Here is a 15,127-nt window from a genome sequence, read left to right as displayed (position 1 = left end):
TTAAAGCGACATTCTATTTTAAGGCTGCTGTTTATCATATTTTTTATAAATTGATTGTATACGACAAACCTGTGAAACACTGTACCCCGTAGCATCTGCAGTTTCACTGATACTCAGTTTCTTAACCTGTCGGTAGTACAGAACTTTCTGATGCCGTTCATGATCGGCCTGCTTCCCACGGTATTTACCAAGCGTGTGGGCTCGGTCAATTCCCTGTTTTTGCCGCTGGCGACGACTCAGCCAGTCCTTATGCGACATCGCGGCCATCAGGTCGATAAGCATGTTATTGATGGCGGTTATCACGGCACGGGTGATTGGATCAACCTGCGAAGGATCTTTATCTGACAACGCCTGCCATGAGGTGGGGACATCCAAGCTGACAATTCGCAGCTCATGTTGTTCTATCTGCTTTTTCAGCGTCATCCAGTCGCTGTTGCTCAGGCGGGTCAGACGGTCTATCTGCTCGACCAGCAAAATATCATTACGGTGGCTGTCCATCAGCAAGCGTCCCAGCTCCGGGCGGTCAAGTTTTGTCCCGCTGATATTCTCCCGGTAATAGCTAGCGATTTTATGCCCTCGTTCCTGAACGAACTGCTCCAGCATCTCTTTTGCCCGATCGGCGAACTGATCTTCCGTCGATGCCCTCAAATAAGCTCTGATGAACATTTTTCCACCGCATTATCTCATTTAGGTTATTGCATTTACTCTATCGCATATAGGTTATGTCATTCATCGTGTGCCGTCACGTTTTGATTATGGTGTCAGGGTGTACCCTTATGCGATAACCATTTTCGTTAAAAACACCACACTGAATAATTTACGAGGGAAACTATATGGCAAGGAGGCAGATTCTTTCGCTGTCGGAAAGAGAATCATTACGGGCATTACCAGACGATGAGTTAACGCTGACCCGAATGGCGTATTTCAGTGAACATGATCTGGCGCTTATCAGGGCTCACCGTAAACCCGCCAGCCGTTTTGGTTTCGCCGTCCTTCTTTGCTATCTGAAAAATGTCGGCTTTTCCCCAGATAAAAAAACTCCACCATCTGACGCGCTGCTGAAGCATATCGCCAGCAGGCTAAAACTCACCGGGGATCTCTGGCCTGCTTACCTTTCCGGCAGGGATACAACCCGGCGTGAGCATTTAACCGAACTGTACCGATATCTTGACGTAAAAGCGTTCACCAGCAAAATACAACAGGACTGTCTTACACACCTGCTGTCGATGGCGACGCGCACTGATAAAGGTATTCTCCTGGCCGAAGAGTTACTGGTCTATCTCCGGCAGAACAACGTGATAATCCCTGCGATTGATGTTGTGGAGCGTACCTGCGCGGAAGCCATGGCAGGCGGAGATAAAATTGTATTTCAGACCCTGAATGCCCCGTTAACTCCGGCTCACAGGGATGCCCTGGATCGTTTACTTGAGTCATCAGATAATCAGCCTTCCAGGCTGACATGGCTTCTGCAACCGCCGGGTAAAATCAATGGTAAGAACGTGCTGCAACATCTTGATCGGCTCAGTAGCATTGAATCGCTGGCATTACCGGAAGGTATAGATCGTACCATTCACCAGAACCGGTTGCTGAAACTGGCGCGGGAAGGCCGAAAGATGAGCAGCCGGGATTTGACCAGATTTTCAGCAGCCCGGCGTCATGCGATCCTGGTGTGTGTGCTGGAAGAAGCCAGAGCCACACTGACAGACGAAGTGATTGAGCTGCATGAGCGAATGCTGAACAGCCTTTTCAGCAAAGCCAAAAGAACACAGGCTGAGCGCCTTCAGCAGGCTGGAAAGCTGATCCAGTCAAAACTGAGGCAATACATCGATGTCGGTCAGGCTCTGTCTGAAGCCCGTGATTCCGGTGGCGATCCATGGCTCGCAATAGAAAACATACTGCCATGGCCTGAATTTGTCGCCAGTCTGGAGGAAACTCGCCATCTCGCCAGAAAAAATAATTTTGACCCGCTGCATATTATTACCGAGAAATACAGCACATTACGGAAATATGCCCCTCGCATGTTGTCCGCTTTACAGTTAGTCGCAACCCCGGCAGCGCAACCTCTGGCTGATGCGCTGGTTGTGATCAAAGATATGTACCGGAAACAGTCACGTAAAGTACCGGTGACAGCGCCTCTTGAGTTTGTCCCTGAAAGCTGGCGCAAGGTGGTGATTACACCTGCGGGTATTGACCGGCAGTACTATGAATTTTGTGCGCTCAGCGAGCTTAAGGGAGCGTTGCGCTCCGGGGATATCTGGGTTAAAGGCTCACGCCGCTACAAAAACTTTGATGATTACCTCATTCCCGAAAAGGACTTTGACAAACTCACACCGGCGCTGCCACTGCCCGTATCTGCTGATTATCATGAGTACATTACCAGCCGTATGACTCTGCTTCAGTCTAAACTTGAAGAGGTCAATGCCATGGCTGCCCTTGGTGAACTGCCCGATGTGGAAATATCTGACAGGGGCGTAAAAGTCTCTCCGCTGGATAACTGCGTTCCGGTGCAGGTTTCACCGCTGGCAGAGCTGGTTTACAGCATGTTACCGCGCCCTAAAATCACGGAAATTCTCGACGAGGTAAATAGCTGGACGACGTTTACCCGACATTTTTCGCATATAAAAAATGACATTACCCGTCCCGATACCCGCCTGCTTCTCACCACCATTCTTGCGGATGGCATCAATCTTGGTTTGACCAAAATGGCAGAAGCCTGCCCCGGGAGCACCAAATCATCACTCGAAGATATTCAGGCATGGTACATCCGTGACGAAACCTATTCAGCCGCCCTTGCAGAGCTGGTAAATGCGCAGGGGAAACGGCCGTTGGCGGCATTCTGGGGAGACGGGACAACGTCATCATCAGATGGACAGAATTTCAGAACAGGCAGCTCAGGCCGCTACGCAGGGCAGGTTAACCCGAAATATGGGCAGGAGCCTGGACGTCAGTTTTATACCCATATTTCGGATCAATACAGCCCGTTTTACACCTGCATAATTAGTCGGGTCAGGGATTCAACCCATGTGCTCGATGGCTTGCTGTACCACGAAAGTGACCTAGAAATCAGAGAGCATTACACCGATACCGCAGGTTTCACCGATCATGTCTTTGCCCTGATGCATCTGCTGGGATTTGCATTTTGTCCACGAATTAGGGATCTCCACGACAAGAAGCTGTTTATCAAAGGGAAAGCAGATCAATACCCGGCGCTTCAGTCACTGATATCCACGACCAGCCTGAATCTGAAAGAGATCGAAATTCACTGGCATGAAGTACTACGGCTGGCGGCCTCGATAAAGCTGGGAACAGTGACGGCATCCCTGATGCTGAAAAAGCTTGCCAGCTACCCTAAACAGAACGGGCTGGCCAAAGCACTGCGAGAAATTGGTCGCATTGAGCGAACGCTGTTTATGCTCGACTGGTTCCGCGATCCTGCACTACGTCGACGGGTACAGGCGGGGCTGAATAAAGGTGAAGCCCGTAACGCCCTGGCGCGTGCGGTATTTATGCACCGGCTGGGAGAAATCAGGGATCGAAAACCGGAAAATCAGAGCTATCGCGCCAGTGGGCTGACGCTGCTGACGGCGGCGATCTCGCTGTGGAATACCGTGTATATGGAAAGAGCGGTCGATGCCCTCAAGCGTAAAGGGCTGAAGATCAACGAACAACTGTTGTCGCATTTGTCCCCATTAGGCTGGGAGCACATCAATCTGACAGGCGATTATATCTGGAAAAGCAACCGGATACCGGCTTCCGGTAAGTTTCGTCGCCTGAGACCAGCTAAAGTCGAAAGGTCAAAAAACAGCCTTAACGTACAATAATTTTCGATATCCAAACTGACCCCTAAAAGCGCTCATGCTGAGTCAAATGTTTTCCCTTCATGCAACAGGGTCTCCGACAGGGTCAATACGGCTATTTTATCCGTACCTGACCGGTGGGTCACTTTGTTGCATTTCGTTTGGGAATTGGCGGAGGCACTGCAAATTGCAGGTTGTAGGCGTATGCACGTTCATAACAGGATTGCAGCCACTGTTTATACTCAGGCCAGCCCTGACGTATGGCGCGGTATGCCCACTTGCGGGTTTTATCGAACAGCGTGCAGTTTCGGCCTAAACCGTAGTCGGCAACGATTTCTTTGTCGTTCGCGGCGTTAAGGTCGAGTGAGTCAGCCAACCAGTCCAGCGTATAGAGTTCTGGCTGCCATACGGCAATTTTCCAGTGACTGTGGTTCGGATTCTTGCAAATTAACCCCGAATACCCCACGTCAGCGTCCAATTTTTTACGTAGCGCATTCTCTACGGCGGCTGCGTACTTCAGCGGCTTCATTTTTCCGTCGGGTGCGGTGCGTATCGAGGTTTTTAGCGCATAGAGCAGGTGTGCGTGTCCGTTTTCGGGGTTGGTGATGGTCAGCGTGGGCGCCGGCGCGTTGCGGTCGCTCCAGTCGATGGCAGCACCGAGGCGGTCAACGTCAAAACCGAGCCAGAACATAGCGTGAGGCTGGTTGAACTGTATGTACTTCGCTAGAATCGCGCGCTCTTTTCCCGCGATGCGTACACCAAAGTGCAAATCGTCCGAAAAATACGGCTTGTTAGGTAAGCGGTCGTTGAACAGGTTGAGGGCGGGGTTAGTCACTCACGCCTGAGCTTATGGCGGGCTGTTGTCTTGCACTGTGCATGTGCTAATATCCTTCTTAGGTTTTGTGCCTAGCCCTGATTGATCATGTATCTTCCGCCAAGTTGAGCACATGATGATCGGGGCTTTGTTTTTTCTACAGTTAACGTTACACGCGAACGGCGGCTCCTGTCGAACCCTTCCGTCATAAAGCCTTAATGTGAGGCAAGTTCCTGAAAAAATTTAGGGTTGGCCTGTATGGTCGCCAGCACCTTTGCCGCCAGTCCGGTCGGGTTACGTCTGCCTGTCTCCCAGCTTTTGATAGTATCGAGGCTGGTGCCGAGCACCTTCGCCATTTCATCCTGCGTCACATTCAGCTGAGCGCGAAGAGCCTTCACGTCAGCCAGTTCGTAGCGCGTGACGCGGGCAGGCGCTTTAACGCCGTGTTTGATCTCGACGGCTTCTTCGAGTGACGCTTTCAGTTCGTCAAAAAAACTCATGCTACACCTCGTCTTTCAGTAGTTTCGTCAGCTTTTTCAGATCGGCTTTTTCGGCGTTCGTCAGGCTGTCTTTGGTGCTTTTCGGGTAGGCCATCACCAGATAGATAATCTCATCGGTGGCCAGAAAGTAAATCACCCGCGCACTGCCGCTTTTCCCCTGTGTGCCGGTCGCCATTCTGATTTTTCGCAGCCCGCCGGTTTGCCTGATGAGGTCGCCTTTGTCTGGTGACTCAATCAGCGTTTTCTGGAGTTCTTTAAGCTCGTCGTCCGTGGCGATTGGCTTTATCTGACGGGTAAACATCGGCGTTTCGATAAACTCTATCGCATGGCTCACTGTGTCATTCCCTTTGCATTATTAATGTACATTGTACACCATTACTGTATCGCGTCTACACTGGTCACCCCGCATGACCAGTCGCGAATACTTTCTGCGAGTTTAAAACCCTGACGGCAGATAACGGACCCGAGTTTGCGAAACATAAGGACATCACTCAGGTAACGGGCGCAAAGGTTTACTTTGCCCGGCCTTATCATTCCTGGGAGCGGGGGTTGAATGAGCATACCAACGGTCTGATACGGCGGTTTTATCCGAAAGGAACCGATTTTAATGGCGTCAGCGATGAAGATATTGCGAGACTGGAGCACATCCTCAACACTCGGGCGCAAATCTCTGGAATACAGCTCACCGAATGAGGTATTTTTAGAGTATCTACTCGCTGCATAACGCATGATGGTTTGTTGCGTTTCGTTCGGGAATGGGGCTATGAGGTGAAACGATGAAGGCTAGGCGTAAATTTCCCGGCGATGGCCTATCGTGGCAGCAAGGATAATCAGCTCGTCATCTCTGATTTCACACAAAATGCGAAAATCGCCGACGCGATAACGCCAGAACTCACCTAACTCGCCTTTGAGCGGCTTCCCTGACTGGCGTGGATCGTCTAAAGCAGCAATCCGCTTATCCATAAAGTCGACAATCCGTCGGGCGCTTTGTTTGTCCATCTTCCGTAAGGATTTGAGCGCCCGATCAGAATAATTAATCGTCCAGGCCAAGTGATTTCCTCACGTCTTGAGAAGAATGAACAGGTTCGTCACCACGCCGAACGCGAGCAGCGGTTTCAGCAGAGAGGTAGTAATCCTCCAAATCTTCCAGATGAGCCAGTATAGCTTCCCGAGCATAGAACGTTTTCGTTCTACCGGTTTGCTTTGCCAGTGCATCTAAACGGGACTCGATATCATCAGGTAAACGGATAGCTAACATATGAACGCCTTAAATAGAGGTGATATACATGTATATCATTATACCCCAAATACGTAGCAGTGGGTTATAAATGTTAATCTCAAACGCCAAGGTGACATGTTAACTTGGCTGACAAACGAGGGGCGGGCGCCAATTCCCAAACGAAATGCAACAAAGTGACCCACCGGTCAGGTACGGATAAAATAGCCGTATTGACCCTGTCGGAGACCCTGTTGCATGAAGGGAAAACATTTGACTCAGCATGAGCGCTTTTACATCGAAAAACGAAAAGCTGAAGGCGTTAATCAGTCCTGCATTGCCAGAGAGCTCGGCGTCTCTCGCTCTACCCTGAGCCGGGAGCTCAGACGTAATACGGACCCCGCCTTCAACGGACTTTACTCCTCCAGACGCGCTGATGCCTTAGCCAGACAACGGCGGGGCGCCACCTCGGCACACAATGCCTGTTTCCCTCTGGGCCAGCAGACACAAGACTTTCTCCGGCAGGCGCTGGCTGTACATACCTCCCCTGAGGTTATCTCTGGGAGACTGAAAATCCAGTTTGATATCGCCGTCAGCAAAAATACCCTCTACCGCTATATCCGTTCGGACAGACAGGCTGGCGGTAAGCTTTACCTTCAGCTCCCTCACCGGGGTAAACGCTATCGCTATGATACGGGTGAGCCCGGACGCACGCCCATCCCGGACAGGGTTGGCATTGAGCACAGGCCTGCTGAGGCTGAACTCAAACAGGTTCCCGGGCATGTTGAAATCGATACGATTTTTGGCAAAGACCAGAAGTCATTCCTGCTGACGGTCGTGGACAAAGCCACAAAGCAGGTCATTATCCGTAAACTCCCCAATAAGTGCGCTGAGAGCGTCGTGGAAGCGTTCAGGGACATCGTGGCGAATACTTTCTGTGAGTTTAAAACCCTGACGGCAGATAACGGACCCGAGTTTGCGAAACATAAGGACATCACTCAGGTAACGGGCGCAAAGGTTTACTTTGCCCGGCCTTATCATTCCTGGGAGCGGGGGTTGAATGAGCATACCAACGGTCTGATACGGCGGTTTTATCCGAAAGGAACCGATTTTAATGGCGTCAGCGATGAAGATATTGCGAGACTGGAGCACATCCTCAACACTCGGGGGCGCAAATCTCTGGAATACAGCTCACCGAATGAGGTATTTTTAGAGTATCTACTCGCTGCATAACGCATGATGGTTTGTTGCGTTTCGTTCGGGAATGGGGCGGGTAATGCCCATTATGTTAAATGGTTGAGTTTGCTACTGAAAACGACCTGTTCGCACCCACAAACACCGCTAGACGGTAAAATACACACCCCATCACCTCTATATCACCTTTTTTACCCCTGAAAGTTAATGACGGTTTTTGGCCTCGCCTTGTCCAGATTTAACATTTCAATTTTTGACGTGAAATAGGCCATGAACAGCCTGAAATACTCACTTTACTGACCAAAAGGTAAATCCATGAAAAAAATCCTCTCTGGGGCGGCTTTGCTTTGTCTCGCATTCACGATCCCTGTTCCGGTATTCGCGGCAGATGTTTGTGAAGTCGTGACGTGCATGTACGGAAAAATGACAGGTGGTGATGGCGGTGAAGACTGCCGTGCTGCCGAAAGTGATTTTTTCAGTCTCAATGCATTTAAAAAGAAAGGTCGATTTGACCCAACTAAAACGGCGGATATGCGGCGGGCTTTATTAAATGGATGCAGCGGCGCTGACCCTGTAGAGATAAGCAAAATCATTGCGAAGTTTGGACAGATTCGCGGTTAGCCCTTTAAAAAGCTACTTGTGGTGCCTCTTTTGCGCTGGAACGCAAAAGAGGCTGTAGCCATGAAAAAACCAACCTTTATTAAATGAGTATCAACATGTCTACGAACAAGATTGTACTTGAAAAATTAACAACTTCTATCCTTCTCGCCCTTTTTGCTTCATCCGGTTCAGCTTATGCTGCTGGTTTAACGGCTAAGTTAATAATGAATAAAATAGACTGGTTAATGAAGTTACGTCGTTGTACGACAATGGAAACCTTAGAGCAAATTATAGAGCGTAATAAATATGCATTAGATGATGAACAGCTAGAGGTTTTCAATTCAGCGGCAGATCATCGCCTTGCTGAACTGACAATGAATAAACTCTACGATAAAATCCCTGCCTCAGTATGGCAACACGTTAAATAGTCTATGGAAGACTAAAAGGAACTTTAAATGTCAGAAAAATACGCCGAGATAACACGAATCCTTTCTAATATCCGTAACATTAGAAATTTTGTGCGTGATATGGATTATGTTTTTCTAGTGGAAGCGCATGAAAAGTTAGGCATGGTACTGAATGAACGCAAAGACGATTTTGAGCGTGAATGCGCAGAGAGAGCGAAAAAGGAAGAAAAGAAAAATGAATTAATAGCGCTCATTGCCAGTGAAGGATTTACGCTTGATGATTTGCAGGGGCGGGAACTTAAAAAGAAGCGGCAAGGCAATCGCCGCCATGTTAAATACACCTATGAAGAAAATGGAGAAGTGAAAACGTGGACAGGTGTAGGGCGAAAACCGAAACCCATTGAGGCGGCATTAGCGGCGGGTCAATCGCTGGATGATTTTTTGATTAAAGTACAGCCATAAGTATAAGTTGGATTTTATGGGAACAAGAATTGAAAACCAGAATGTTAAGGGATCATGTTTTATTGCTGAAAATATCCTCCTACGTTTAAATAAAGATGCGGGGCGGCGCTGTGGTTCTTTTGACCTATTGTATGCTGTCTTTTTTAAAGAAAATGTTTATGAATTTGCTGATGCTCTTTATCCCGAAGATAGAGAGCGTTTTTTATTAGTTGCTAGAAAAGTCTACTGTGGCTTTGATAAAAATGTTCTGACTTTAAATGAATCCATGAGACAAATAAGCCAAGAGCAGCAAGGCTTATTCTGAATATACCCCACGACTAAAAGCTAATGCTAACCATCGTACGCTCCACCATTGGCATTATAAACACCCCACTCACAGACGATTGCTTTCGGCTTTCGGGATCGGGTTCATTAACAAGAAGCAATTCGGCCTAAGCCGAAATGATTTGAAGGTAATGGGCACGGGCCAGAAAGTGACAACGAAGCTAACGAAGAGAAATACGCATAAGCGGATTTAAATTCGTGTAGCCAGAGTGTCATTGCGCACATTTCCAGCGGAGCGGAAATTAAGCAACGGGGGGGGCCGACAAGTTATTTCTTTATTTTCGGCGTCCAGCCAAGAAAATGAGGAAATAACGCAGTTCGGGGGCAAAGCCCGGCCGTACCGTCCAGCTAGGCAGCTTTATCGCCGGCGCTTGACCACCCTCTTTGACTGAGTTTTCCCATTATTTCGTGTCGAGGAACGAGACAAAGAAAGAATAGGGCAAAAACGAGGGTCTCAAAGGGGGTGGTCAAGCGTAGCGCGGACGGTTCGGCCCTGTATTTGACCTTGGGGGTTTTGACTCGACATACAGGCGAGGCATTACCCCCTAGCGACGAGGAGTAAGGGCGTCCCAGCCCGCACGTAAAGGCGCTTGCAGTAGAATTGAAGGAGACGGTACGTCTCTACCCTTGACCGAAAGGAGACGATCCGTCTCTGCCCTTTTTGACCTCAATTCTGGTTACTCATTCTGGTTACTGGTTCTGGTTACAGAATCGACCAGAACCAGTAACCAGAATGAGTAACCACAAAACCAAGAATAAAGGATCCCATGAGTAATAAATTAATGCAGAAACTTTCTGCAATAAGTGATAACGCTATAGTTTTCTTCGCTTATTTGCAGGCGCACCAATTATTATTGGCTCTATTCGCGGGGCTAACATTGCCCTTTATTTTCTTCCTCACCAAAGATGAGCACAATAAAGCCCCGATTTGGCAGCGGTGCATTATTGTATTTTCATTTATTTGTTTGCTGTTTGGTACTCTCTCGCCCCTGAGCTTTTCCGTTGTTTATTATTTTTACGAAGGCAAGGTTGGATTTAACACCTCGCCTATTTTGTGGATAGCGCTGATTACTTTTACGGCGGCGGGAATTGTTTTTCATTACGTGGCGCGGCGACTGTTAACCCCCGAACTGGACAAACTAAAACATTCACTGATTAAGAAATCAAGTCTGGAGCGTAATGTCAGAACTGATGTCCGTGACATTAAAAGTCATCTCCCTGAGCCGGAAGAATATGACCCGCTACGGTACGTTGATTTAAATAACGGAATATTTATTGGGTTAAGTGAAAAACGTCAACCGCAATATATCTCCGTCAAAAAATGGCAGAAACAACATGCGGATATTATTGGTACCACAGGGGCAGGGAAAGGGGTGGCGTCAGGCGTGTTGTTGTACCAAAGTATTTTAGCCGGTGAAGGGGTTTTTGTTTTAGACCCTAAGAATGACGAATGGGCACCGCATCTGTATAAAGCGGCATGTGAGGCTGCGGGGGTGCCGTTTTATTTAATTGATTTAAACAAACCAGAATATCAACTCGACTTTCTGGCGGATATGACCCCCGAACAACTGGAAGAAATTTTTATTGCCGGTTTTAGTTTAGGGAAAAAAGGTAACTCTGCCGACTTCTACCGGATTGATGATCGACGAGCGGCCCGTGCTACCGCAAATACCTTTAAAAAAGACATGACCTTGAGGGACTTGTATAACTCCAAATACGTTCAAGATATCGCTGAAACCATTAAAGGCTTCTTTGGCGAGATAGAAGAAATCGCGCTACTGAATGCCATTAATGCCAAGGGCGGTGTAAATCTTAAAACCATTTTCGACCACGGTGGATGCTGTTATGTGATTGGATCCATGCGAAACACCAAAGTGATCACCGCGCAGCGCATGATTTTAGTGCGGCTATTCCAGATAGCGGAAACCCGTGACCGTATTGACAGCGAACCCCGTCCGATCGCTATTTTTTTGGATGAATTCGCCAATTCCCAAACGAAATGCAACAAAGTGACCCACCGGTCAGGTACGGATAAAATAGCCGTATTGACCCTGTCGGAGACCCTGTTGCATGAAGGGAAAACATTTGACTCAGCATGAGCGCTTTTACATCGAAAAACGAAAAGCTGAAGGCGTTAATCAGTCCTGCATTGCCAGAGAGCTCGGCGTCTCTCGCTCTACCCTGAGCCGGGAGCTCAGACGTAATACGGACCCCGCCTTCAACGGACTTTACTCCTCCAGACGCGCTGATGCCTTAGCCAGACAACGGCGGGGCGCCACCTCGGCACACAATGCCTGTGTCCCTCTGGGCCAGCAGACACAAGACTTTCTCCGGCAGGCGCTGGCTGTACATACCTCCCCTGAGGTTATCTGTGGGAGACTGAAAATCCAGTTTGATATCGCCGTCAGCAAAAATACCCTCTACCGCTATATCCGTTCGGACAGACAGGCTGGCGGTAAGCTTTACCTTCAGCTCCCTCACCGGGGTAAACGCTATCGCTATGATACGGGTGAGCCCGGACGCACGCCCATCCCGGACAGGGTTGGCATTGAGCACAGGCCTGCTGAGGCTGAACTCAAACAGGTTCCCGGGCATGTTGAAATCGATACGATTTTTGGCAAAGACCAGAAGTCATTCCTGCTGACGGTCGTGGACAAAGCCACAAAGCAGGTCATTATCCGTAAACTCCCCAATAAGTGCGCTGAGAGCGTCGTGGAAGCGTTCAGGGACATCGTGGCGAATACTTTCTGCGAGTTTAAAACCCTGACGGCAGATAACGGACCCCGCCAATTCCCAAACGAAATGCAACAAAGTGACCCACCGGTCAGGTACGGATAAAATAGCCGTATTGACCCTGTCGGAGACCCTGTTGCATGAAGGGAAAACATTTGACTCAGCATGAGCGCTTTTACATCGAAAAACGAAAAGCTGAAGGCGTTAATCAGTCCTGCATTGCCAGAGAGCTCGGCGTCTCTCGCTCTACCCTGAGCCGGGAGCTCAGACGTAATACGGACCCCGCCTTCAACGGACTTTACTCCTCCAGACGCGCTGATGCCTTAGCCAGACAACGGCGGGGCGCCACCTCGGCACACAATGCCTGTTTCCCTCTGGGCCAGCAGACACAAGACTTTCTCCGGCAGGCGCTGGCTGTACATACCTCCCCTGAGGTTATCTGTGGGAGACTGAAAATCCAGTTTGATATCGCCGTCAGCAAAAATACCCTCTACCGCTATATCCGTTCGGACAGACAGGCTGGCGGTAAGCTTTACCTTCAGCTCCCTCACCGGGGTAAACGCTATCGCTATGATACGGGTGAGCCCGGACGCACGCCCATCCCGGACAGGGTTGGCATTGAGCACAGGCCTGCTGAGGCTGAACTCAAACAGGTTCCCGGGCATGTTGAAATCGATACGATTTTTGGCAAAGACCAGAAGTCATTCCTGCTGACGGTCGTGGACAAAGCCACAAAGCAGGTCATTATCCGTAAACTCCCCAATAAGTGCGCTGAGAGCGTCGTGGAAGCGTTCAGGGACATCGTGGCGAATACTTTCTGTGAGTTTAAAACCCTGACGGCAGATAACGGACCCGAGTTTGCGAAACATAAGGACATCACTCAGGTAACGGGCGCAAAGGTTTACTTTGCCCGGCCTTATCATTCCTGGGAGCGGGGGTTGAATGAGCATACCAACGGTCTGATACGGCGGTTTTATCCGAAAGGAACCGATTTTAATGGCGTCAGCGATGAAGATATTGCGAGACTGGAGCACATCCTCAACACTCGGGGGCGCAAATCTCTGGAATACAGCTCACCGAATGAGGTATTTTTAGAGTATCTACTCGCTGCATAACGCATGATGGTTTGTTGCGTTTCGTTCGGGAATGGGGCCCCGAGTTTGCGAAACATAAGGACATCACTCAGGTAACGGGCGCAAAGGTTTACTTTGCCCGGCCTTATCATTCCTGGGAGCGGGGGTTGAATGAGCATACCAACGGTCTGATACGGCGGTTTTATCCGAAAGGAACCGATTTTAATGGCGTCAGCGATGAAGATATTGCGAGACTGGAGCACATCCTCAACACTCGGGGGCGCAAATCTCTGGAATACAGCTCACCGAATGAGGTATTTTTAGAGTATCTACTCGCTGCATAACGCATGATGGTTTGTTGCGTTTCGTTCGGGAATGGGGCATCAGCCTCATGCCGTGACAGCCTCATGTTGCTCGATCATCTGGCATATCTGGATGGCTGGTTAACTCACTTGGCAACAATGCTGCCGCTGGATACCCACGCACGGCATCTGGAAGAAATGGCGCTGGCGGGGAATGGGGCCATTAGTAATACGGACGGACTGGGGACACTTGATATTTTCAGCTTGATGCAACCTGATATGAATACGTTTATCTAGCCTAAGAGCCAAACCGCAAAAGCTCGCAGGCTACGCCATTAGTAATACGGACGGACTTGGGACACTTGATATTTTCAGCCTGAATATACCTACCTGCTGCTGTTTTACTAATGCCCATTTGCTCTGCAATCGCCCGTACACTCAAGCCTTGCGCTCTAAGTGCCTGTGCCTGCTCCTGCTTGATGTTTGCTGCACCTAGATAGATTTCCCTCTCCATTGCTCCTGCTGCACGTCTAACAGCTTGCTTACGGTCTCTGTCGCGCTCTAGTGCCATCGGCTTACTGATAATCGTGCGTAGCTCTCTTTGCTCATTATCTGTGATTTCAAAAAGGTTTATTAGGGTGTCGTTACGGGGCGTGTAGAGCGCTGGGTACTCTTTACCGCCAAAGCTAATCTTTTGCCCAGCCTCAAACTGTTTAGCCTTGCTGTAGAGCGTCATTAGCTCCTTGCAGTTGTGACCCCAACCACCATCAATGGCGCGGGCTAACGTGGCGGCCTCTTGGTACATCAAGCGGCTATTGGTTGCACCCGATAGCAGCAAAAAGTTTAGCTGCCAGTGCAAGTGGCGCATTCTATCGCCCTCGGCCACACCACCGCGCAACGTCATCAAGGTTCTTAAATCTTCCAACCGATGCCAGGCTAATTGTCTACCGCTAAAGCCTCGCAAATTATCAGTCTTACCACCGCCTATCAGCTTTAGCTGTTTGCGCTTCTCGCGCTGGTCTCGTTGTTGCTTTTGTTTTTCAATGTCCCAACGGGCAACGGGTAAAAGCACTTCGGCTAAATATTCAAAGTTGTAGCGCACTGGCTGGCCGTCTGCGCCATTTTCAACGTGTACCACGCGGCATACTTCACCGCTTTTGCTGTTTACCGTCTCAATAAGGCGTAATACGCGGCTTGCATCTTTAGCCCCTACGTCTGCCCCCGCTTCCTTTAAACGGTCAACTAGATAACGCTGGCAAGCGTTCCAGCGTGGTAGCGCATGGCGTGGTACTGCACCCTCTAACAACCATTTAGCCTGTATGCCACGACCGCTAAAAACCAATAGCGAGGGCGTGGGTATGCCCTCCTGCTGGCAGAAGTACAAAACAGAATCGGCTAATTGTTCGGGGCTGCGACCATCTGCCCAGTCGGTACGGTAGGTGTCGAGATCGGCAAAGAGCAAACCAATACGGGCAAGGTTTACGATTCTGCGATTAGGTTGGTAAAATTCGGCTTGGCTTAACCATGTGTCACGGTTCGGGTCAATCAAACTCAACACCTTTGGCATATCGCTTAGTCGGTGTGCTGATTGTCTTTTATTACCGTTTAAATCAACAAGAATTGAGAAGAAACCAGCGCGGTTTGGGTCGTGATACGCCCTCGCTTCCTCTGCCCTATCAAATAATGCTAACTGCGTTACAGCCAT

The 15,127-nt window shown here is 49.3% G+C and carries 18 protein-coding genes and 1 pseudogene; 12 read left to right on the top strand and 7 right to left on the bottom strand.

All coding sequences use genetic code 11. The features are described 5' to 3' along the window. Nucleotides 1-18: 18 nt before the first annotated feature. Entirely contained in the window at nucleotides 19-666 is a 648-nt protein-coding gene (locus ACWJJO_RS23330; protein ID WP_481091647.1) for a recombinase family protein, read from the bottom strand. 167 nt (nucleotides 667-833) lie between these two features. Here ACWJJO_RS23330 and ACWJJO_RS23325 point away from each other — a divergent pair, with 167 nt between their 5' ends. Continuing rightward, nucleotides 834-3,821, top strand: coding sequence for a Tn3 family transposase (locus tag ACWJJO_RS23325; protein WP_481091648.1), 2,988 nt, complete (start codon nucleotides 834-836; stop codon nucleotides 3,819-3,821). 151 nt (nucleotides 3,822-3,972) lie between these two features. Here ACWJJO_RS23325 and ACWJJO_RS23320 read toward each other — a convergent pair. The 3 genes and pseudogenes from ACWJJO_RS23320 to ACWJJO_RS23310 all read right to left on the bottom strand — a co-directional run. Beyond that, a pseudogene (locus ACWJJO_RS23320) lies at nucleotides 3,973-4,632 on the bottom strand (replication initiation protein); the annotation flags it as partial. A 194-nt stretch (nucleotides 4,633-4,826) separates the two neighbouring features. Continuing rightward, on the bottom strand, nucleotides 4,827-5,111 hold the full coding sequence (nadS, locus tag ACWJJO_RS23315) for a NadS family protein (RefSeq protein ID WP_015060318.1): 285 nt from the start codon (nucleotides 5,109-5,111) through the stop codon (nucleotides 4,827-4,829). A gap of 1 nt (nucleotide 5,112) precedes the next feature. Further along, nucleotides 5,113-5,445, bottom strand: coding sequence for a type II toxin-antitoxin system RelE/ParE family toxin (locus ACWJJO_RS23310; RefSeq protein ID WP_481091673.1), 333 nt, complete (start codon nucleotides 5,443-5,445; stop codon nucleotides 5,113-5,115). Between the two features lie 110 nt (nucleotides 5,446-5,555). Between ACWJJO_RS23310 and ACWJJO_RS23305 the strand changes: the two genes are divergently transcribed. Further along, nucleotides 5,556-5,804 carry an IS30 family transposase gene (locus tag ACWJJO_RS23305; RefSeq protein ID WP_481091682.1) on the top strand — a complete coding sequence of 83 codons (249 nt, stop codon included), beginning with the start codon at nucleotides 5,556-5,558 and terminating at the stop codon, nucleotides 5,802-5,804. 90 nt (nucleotides 5,805-5,894) lie between these two features. Here ACWJJO_RS23305 and ACWJJO_RS23300 read toward each other — a convergent pair whose 3' ends face one another. Together ACWJJO_RS23300 and relB are read right to left on the bottom strand one after the other, a co-directional pair. Further along, complete coding sequence (locus ACWJJO_RS23300) at nucleotides 5,895-6,110, bottom strand: type II toxin-antitoxin system RelE family toxin (RefSeq protein ID WP_481091672.1); 216 nt, start codon at nucleotides 6,108-6,110, stop codon at nucleotides 5,895-5,897. Between the two features lie 34 nt (nucleotides 6,111-6,144). Continuing rightward, nucleotides 6,145-6,369 (bottom strand): type II toxin-antitoxin system RelB family antitoxin, encoded by a 225-nt coding sequence (relB, locus tag ACWJJO_RS23295; protein WP_481091671.1) that lies wholly within the window; start codon nucleotides 6,367-6,369, stop codon nucleotides 6,145-6,147. Between the two features lie 216 nt (nucleotides 6,370-6,585). On the opposite strand from relB, the gene ACWJJO_RS23290 reads away from it, so the two are divergent. From ACWJJO_RS23290 to ACWJJO_RS23245, 10 genes are all read left to right on the top strand, one after another. Continuing rightward, nucleotides 6,586-7,560, top strand: a complete 975-nt coding sequence (locus tag ACWJJO_RS23290) for an IS30 family transposase (protein ID WP_481090518.1) — start codon at nucleotides 6,586-6,588, stop codon at nucleotides 7,558-7,560. A gap of 276 nt (nucleotides 7,561-7,836) precedes the next feature. Then, complete coding sequence (locus ACWJJO_RS23285) at nucleotides 7,837-8,142, top strand: conjugal transfer protein (RefSeq protein ID WP_481091670.1); 306 nt, start codon at nucleotides 7,837-7,839, stop codon at nucleotides 8,140-8,142. Nucleotides 8,143-8,345: 203 nt separating this feature from the next. After that, on the top strand, nucleotides 8,346-8,549 hold the full coding sequence (gene hha, locus ACWJJO_RS23280; RefSeq protein ID WP_481091681.1) for a hemolysin expression modulator Hha: 204 nt from the start codon (nucleotides 8,346-8,348) through the stop codon (nucleotides 8,547-8,549). Nucleotides 8,550-8,576: 27 nt separating this feature from the next. Further along, a complete protein-coding gene (locus tag ACWJJO_RS23275) occupies nucleotides 8,577-8,990 on the top strand; it encodes an H-NS family histone-like protein (protein ID WP_481091669.1) in 414 nt (137 codons plus the stop codon). A gap of 16 nt (nucleotides 8,991-9,006) precedes the next feature. Further along, nucleotides 9,007-9,294, top strand: a complete 288-nt coding sequence (locus ACWJJO_RS23270; protein WP_481091668.1) for a hypothetical protein — start codon at nucleotides 9,007-9,009, stop codon at nucleotides 9,292-9,294. 787 nt (nucleotides 9,295-10,081) lie between these two features. Further along, nucleotides 10,082-11,413: a helicase HerA domain-containing protein gene (locus ACWJJO_RS23265; RefSeq protein ID WP_481091667.1), complete on the top strand. Its 1,332-nt coding sequence runs from the start codon at nucleotides 10,082-10,084 to the stop codon at nucleotides 11,411-11,413. After that, nucleotides 11,385-12,152: an IS30 family transposase gene (locus ACWJJO_RS23260; protein ID WP_481091666.1), complete on the top strand. Its 768-nt coding sequence runs from the start codon at nucleotides 11,385-11,387 to the stop codon at nucleotides 12,150-12,152. The genes ACWJJO_RS23265 and ACWJJO_RS23260 overlap by 29 nt, the downstream gene beginning before the upstream one ends. Before the next feature lie 35 nt (nucleotides 12,153-12,187). After that, nucleotides 12,188-13,162 carry an IS30 family transposase gene (locus tag ACWJJO_RS23255; protein ID WP_481090511.1) on the top strand — a complete coding sequence of 325 codons (975 nt, stop codon included), beginning with the start codon at nucleotides 12,188-12,190 and terminating at the stop codon, nucleotides 13,160-13,162. 11 nt (nucleotides 13,163-13,173) lie between these two features. Next, nucleotides 13,174-13,464 (top strand): IS30 family transposase, encoded by a 291-nt coding sequence (locus ACWJJO_RS23250; protein WP_481090985.1) that lies wholly within the window; start codon nucleotides 13,174-13,176, stop codon nucleotides 13,462-13,464. Nucleotides 13,465-13,527: 63 nt separating this feature from the next. Beyond that, complete coding sequence (locus ACWJJO_RS23245) at nucleotides 13,528-13,719, top strand: hypothetical protein (protein WP_481091665.1); 192 nt, start codon at nucleotides 13,528-13,530, stop codon at nucleotides 13,717-13,719. A gap of 1 nt (nucleotide 13,720) precedes the next feature. Here the strand turns inward: ACWJJO_RS23245 and ACWJJO_RS23240 are convergent. Continuing rightward, on the bottom strand, nucleotides 13,721-15,127 hold a 1,407-nt coding region (locus ACWJJO_RS23240; RefSeq protein ID WP_481091664.1), incomplete at its 5' end, for a replication protein.

The sequence above is a fragment of the Yersinia antarctica genome (assembly GCF_056636475.1).
Note: the sequence above shows the minus strand (reverse complement) of the source record. Positions and strands in the feature narration are given on the sequence as shown.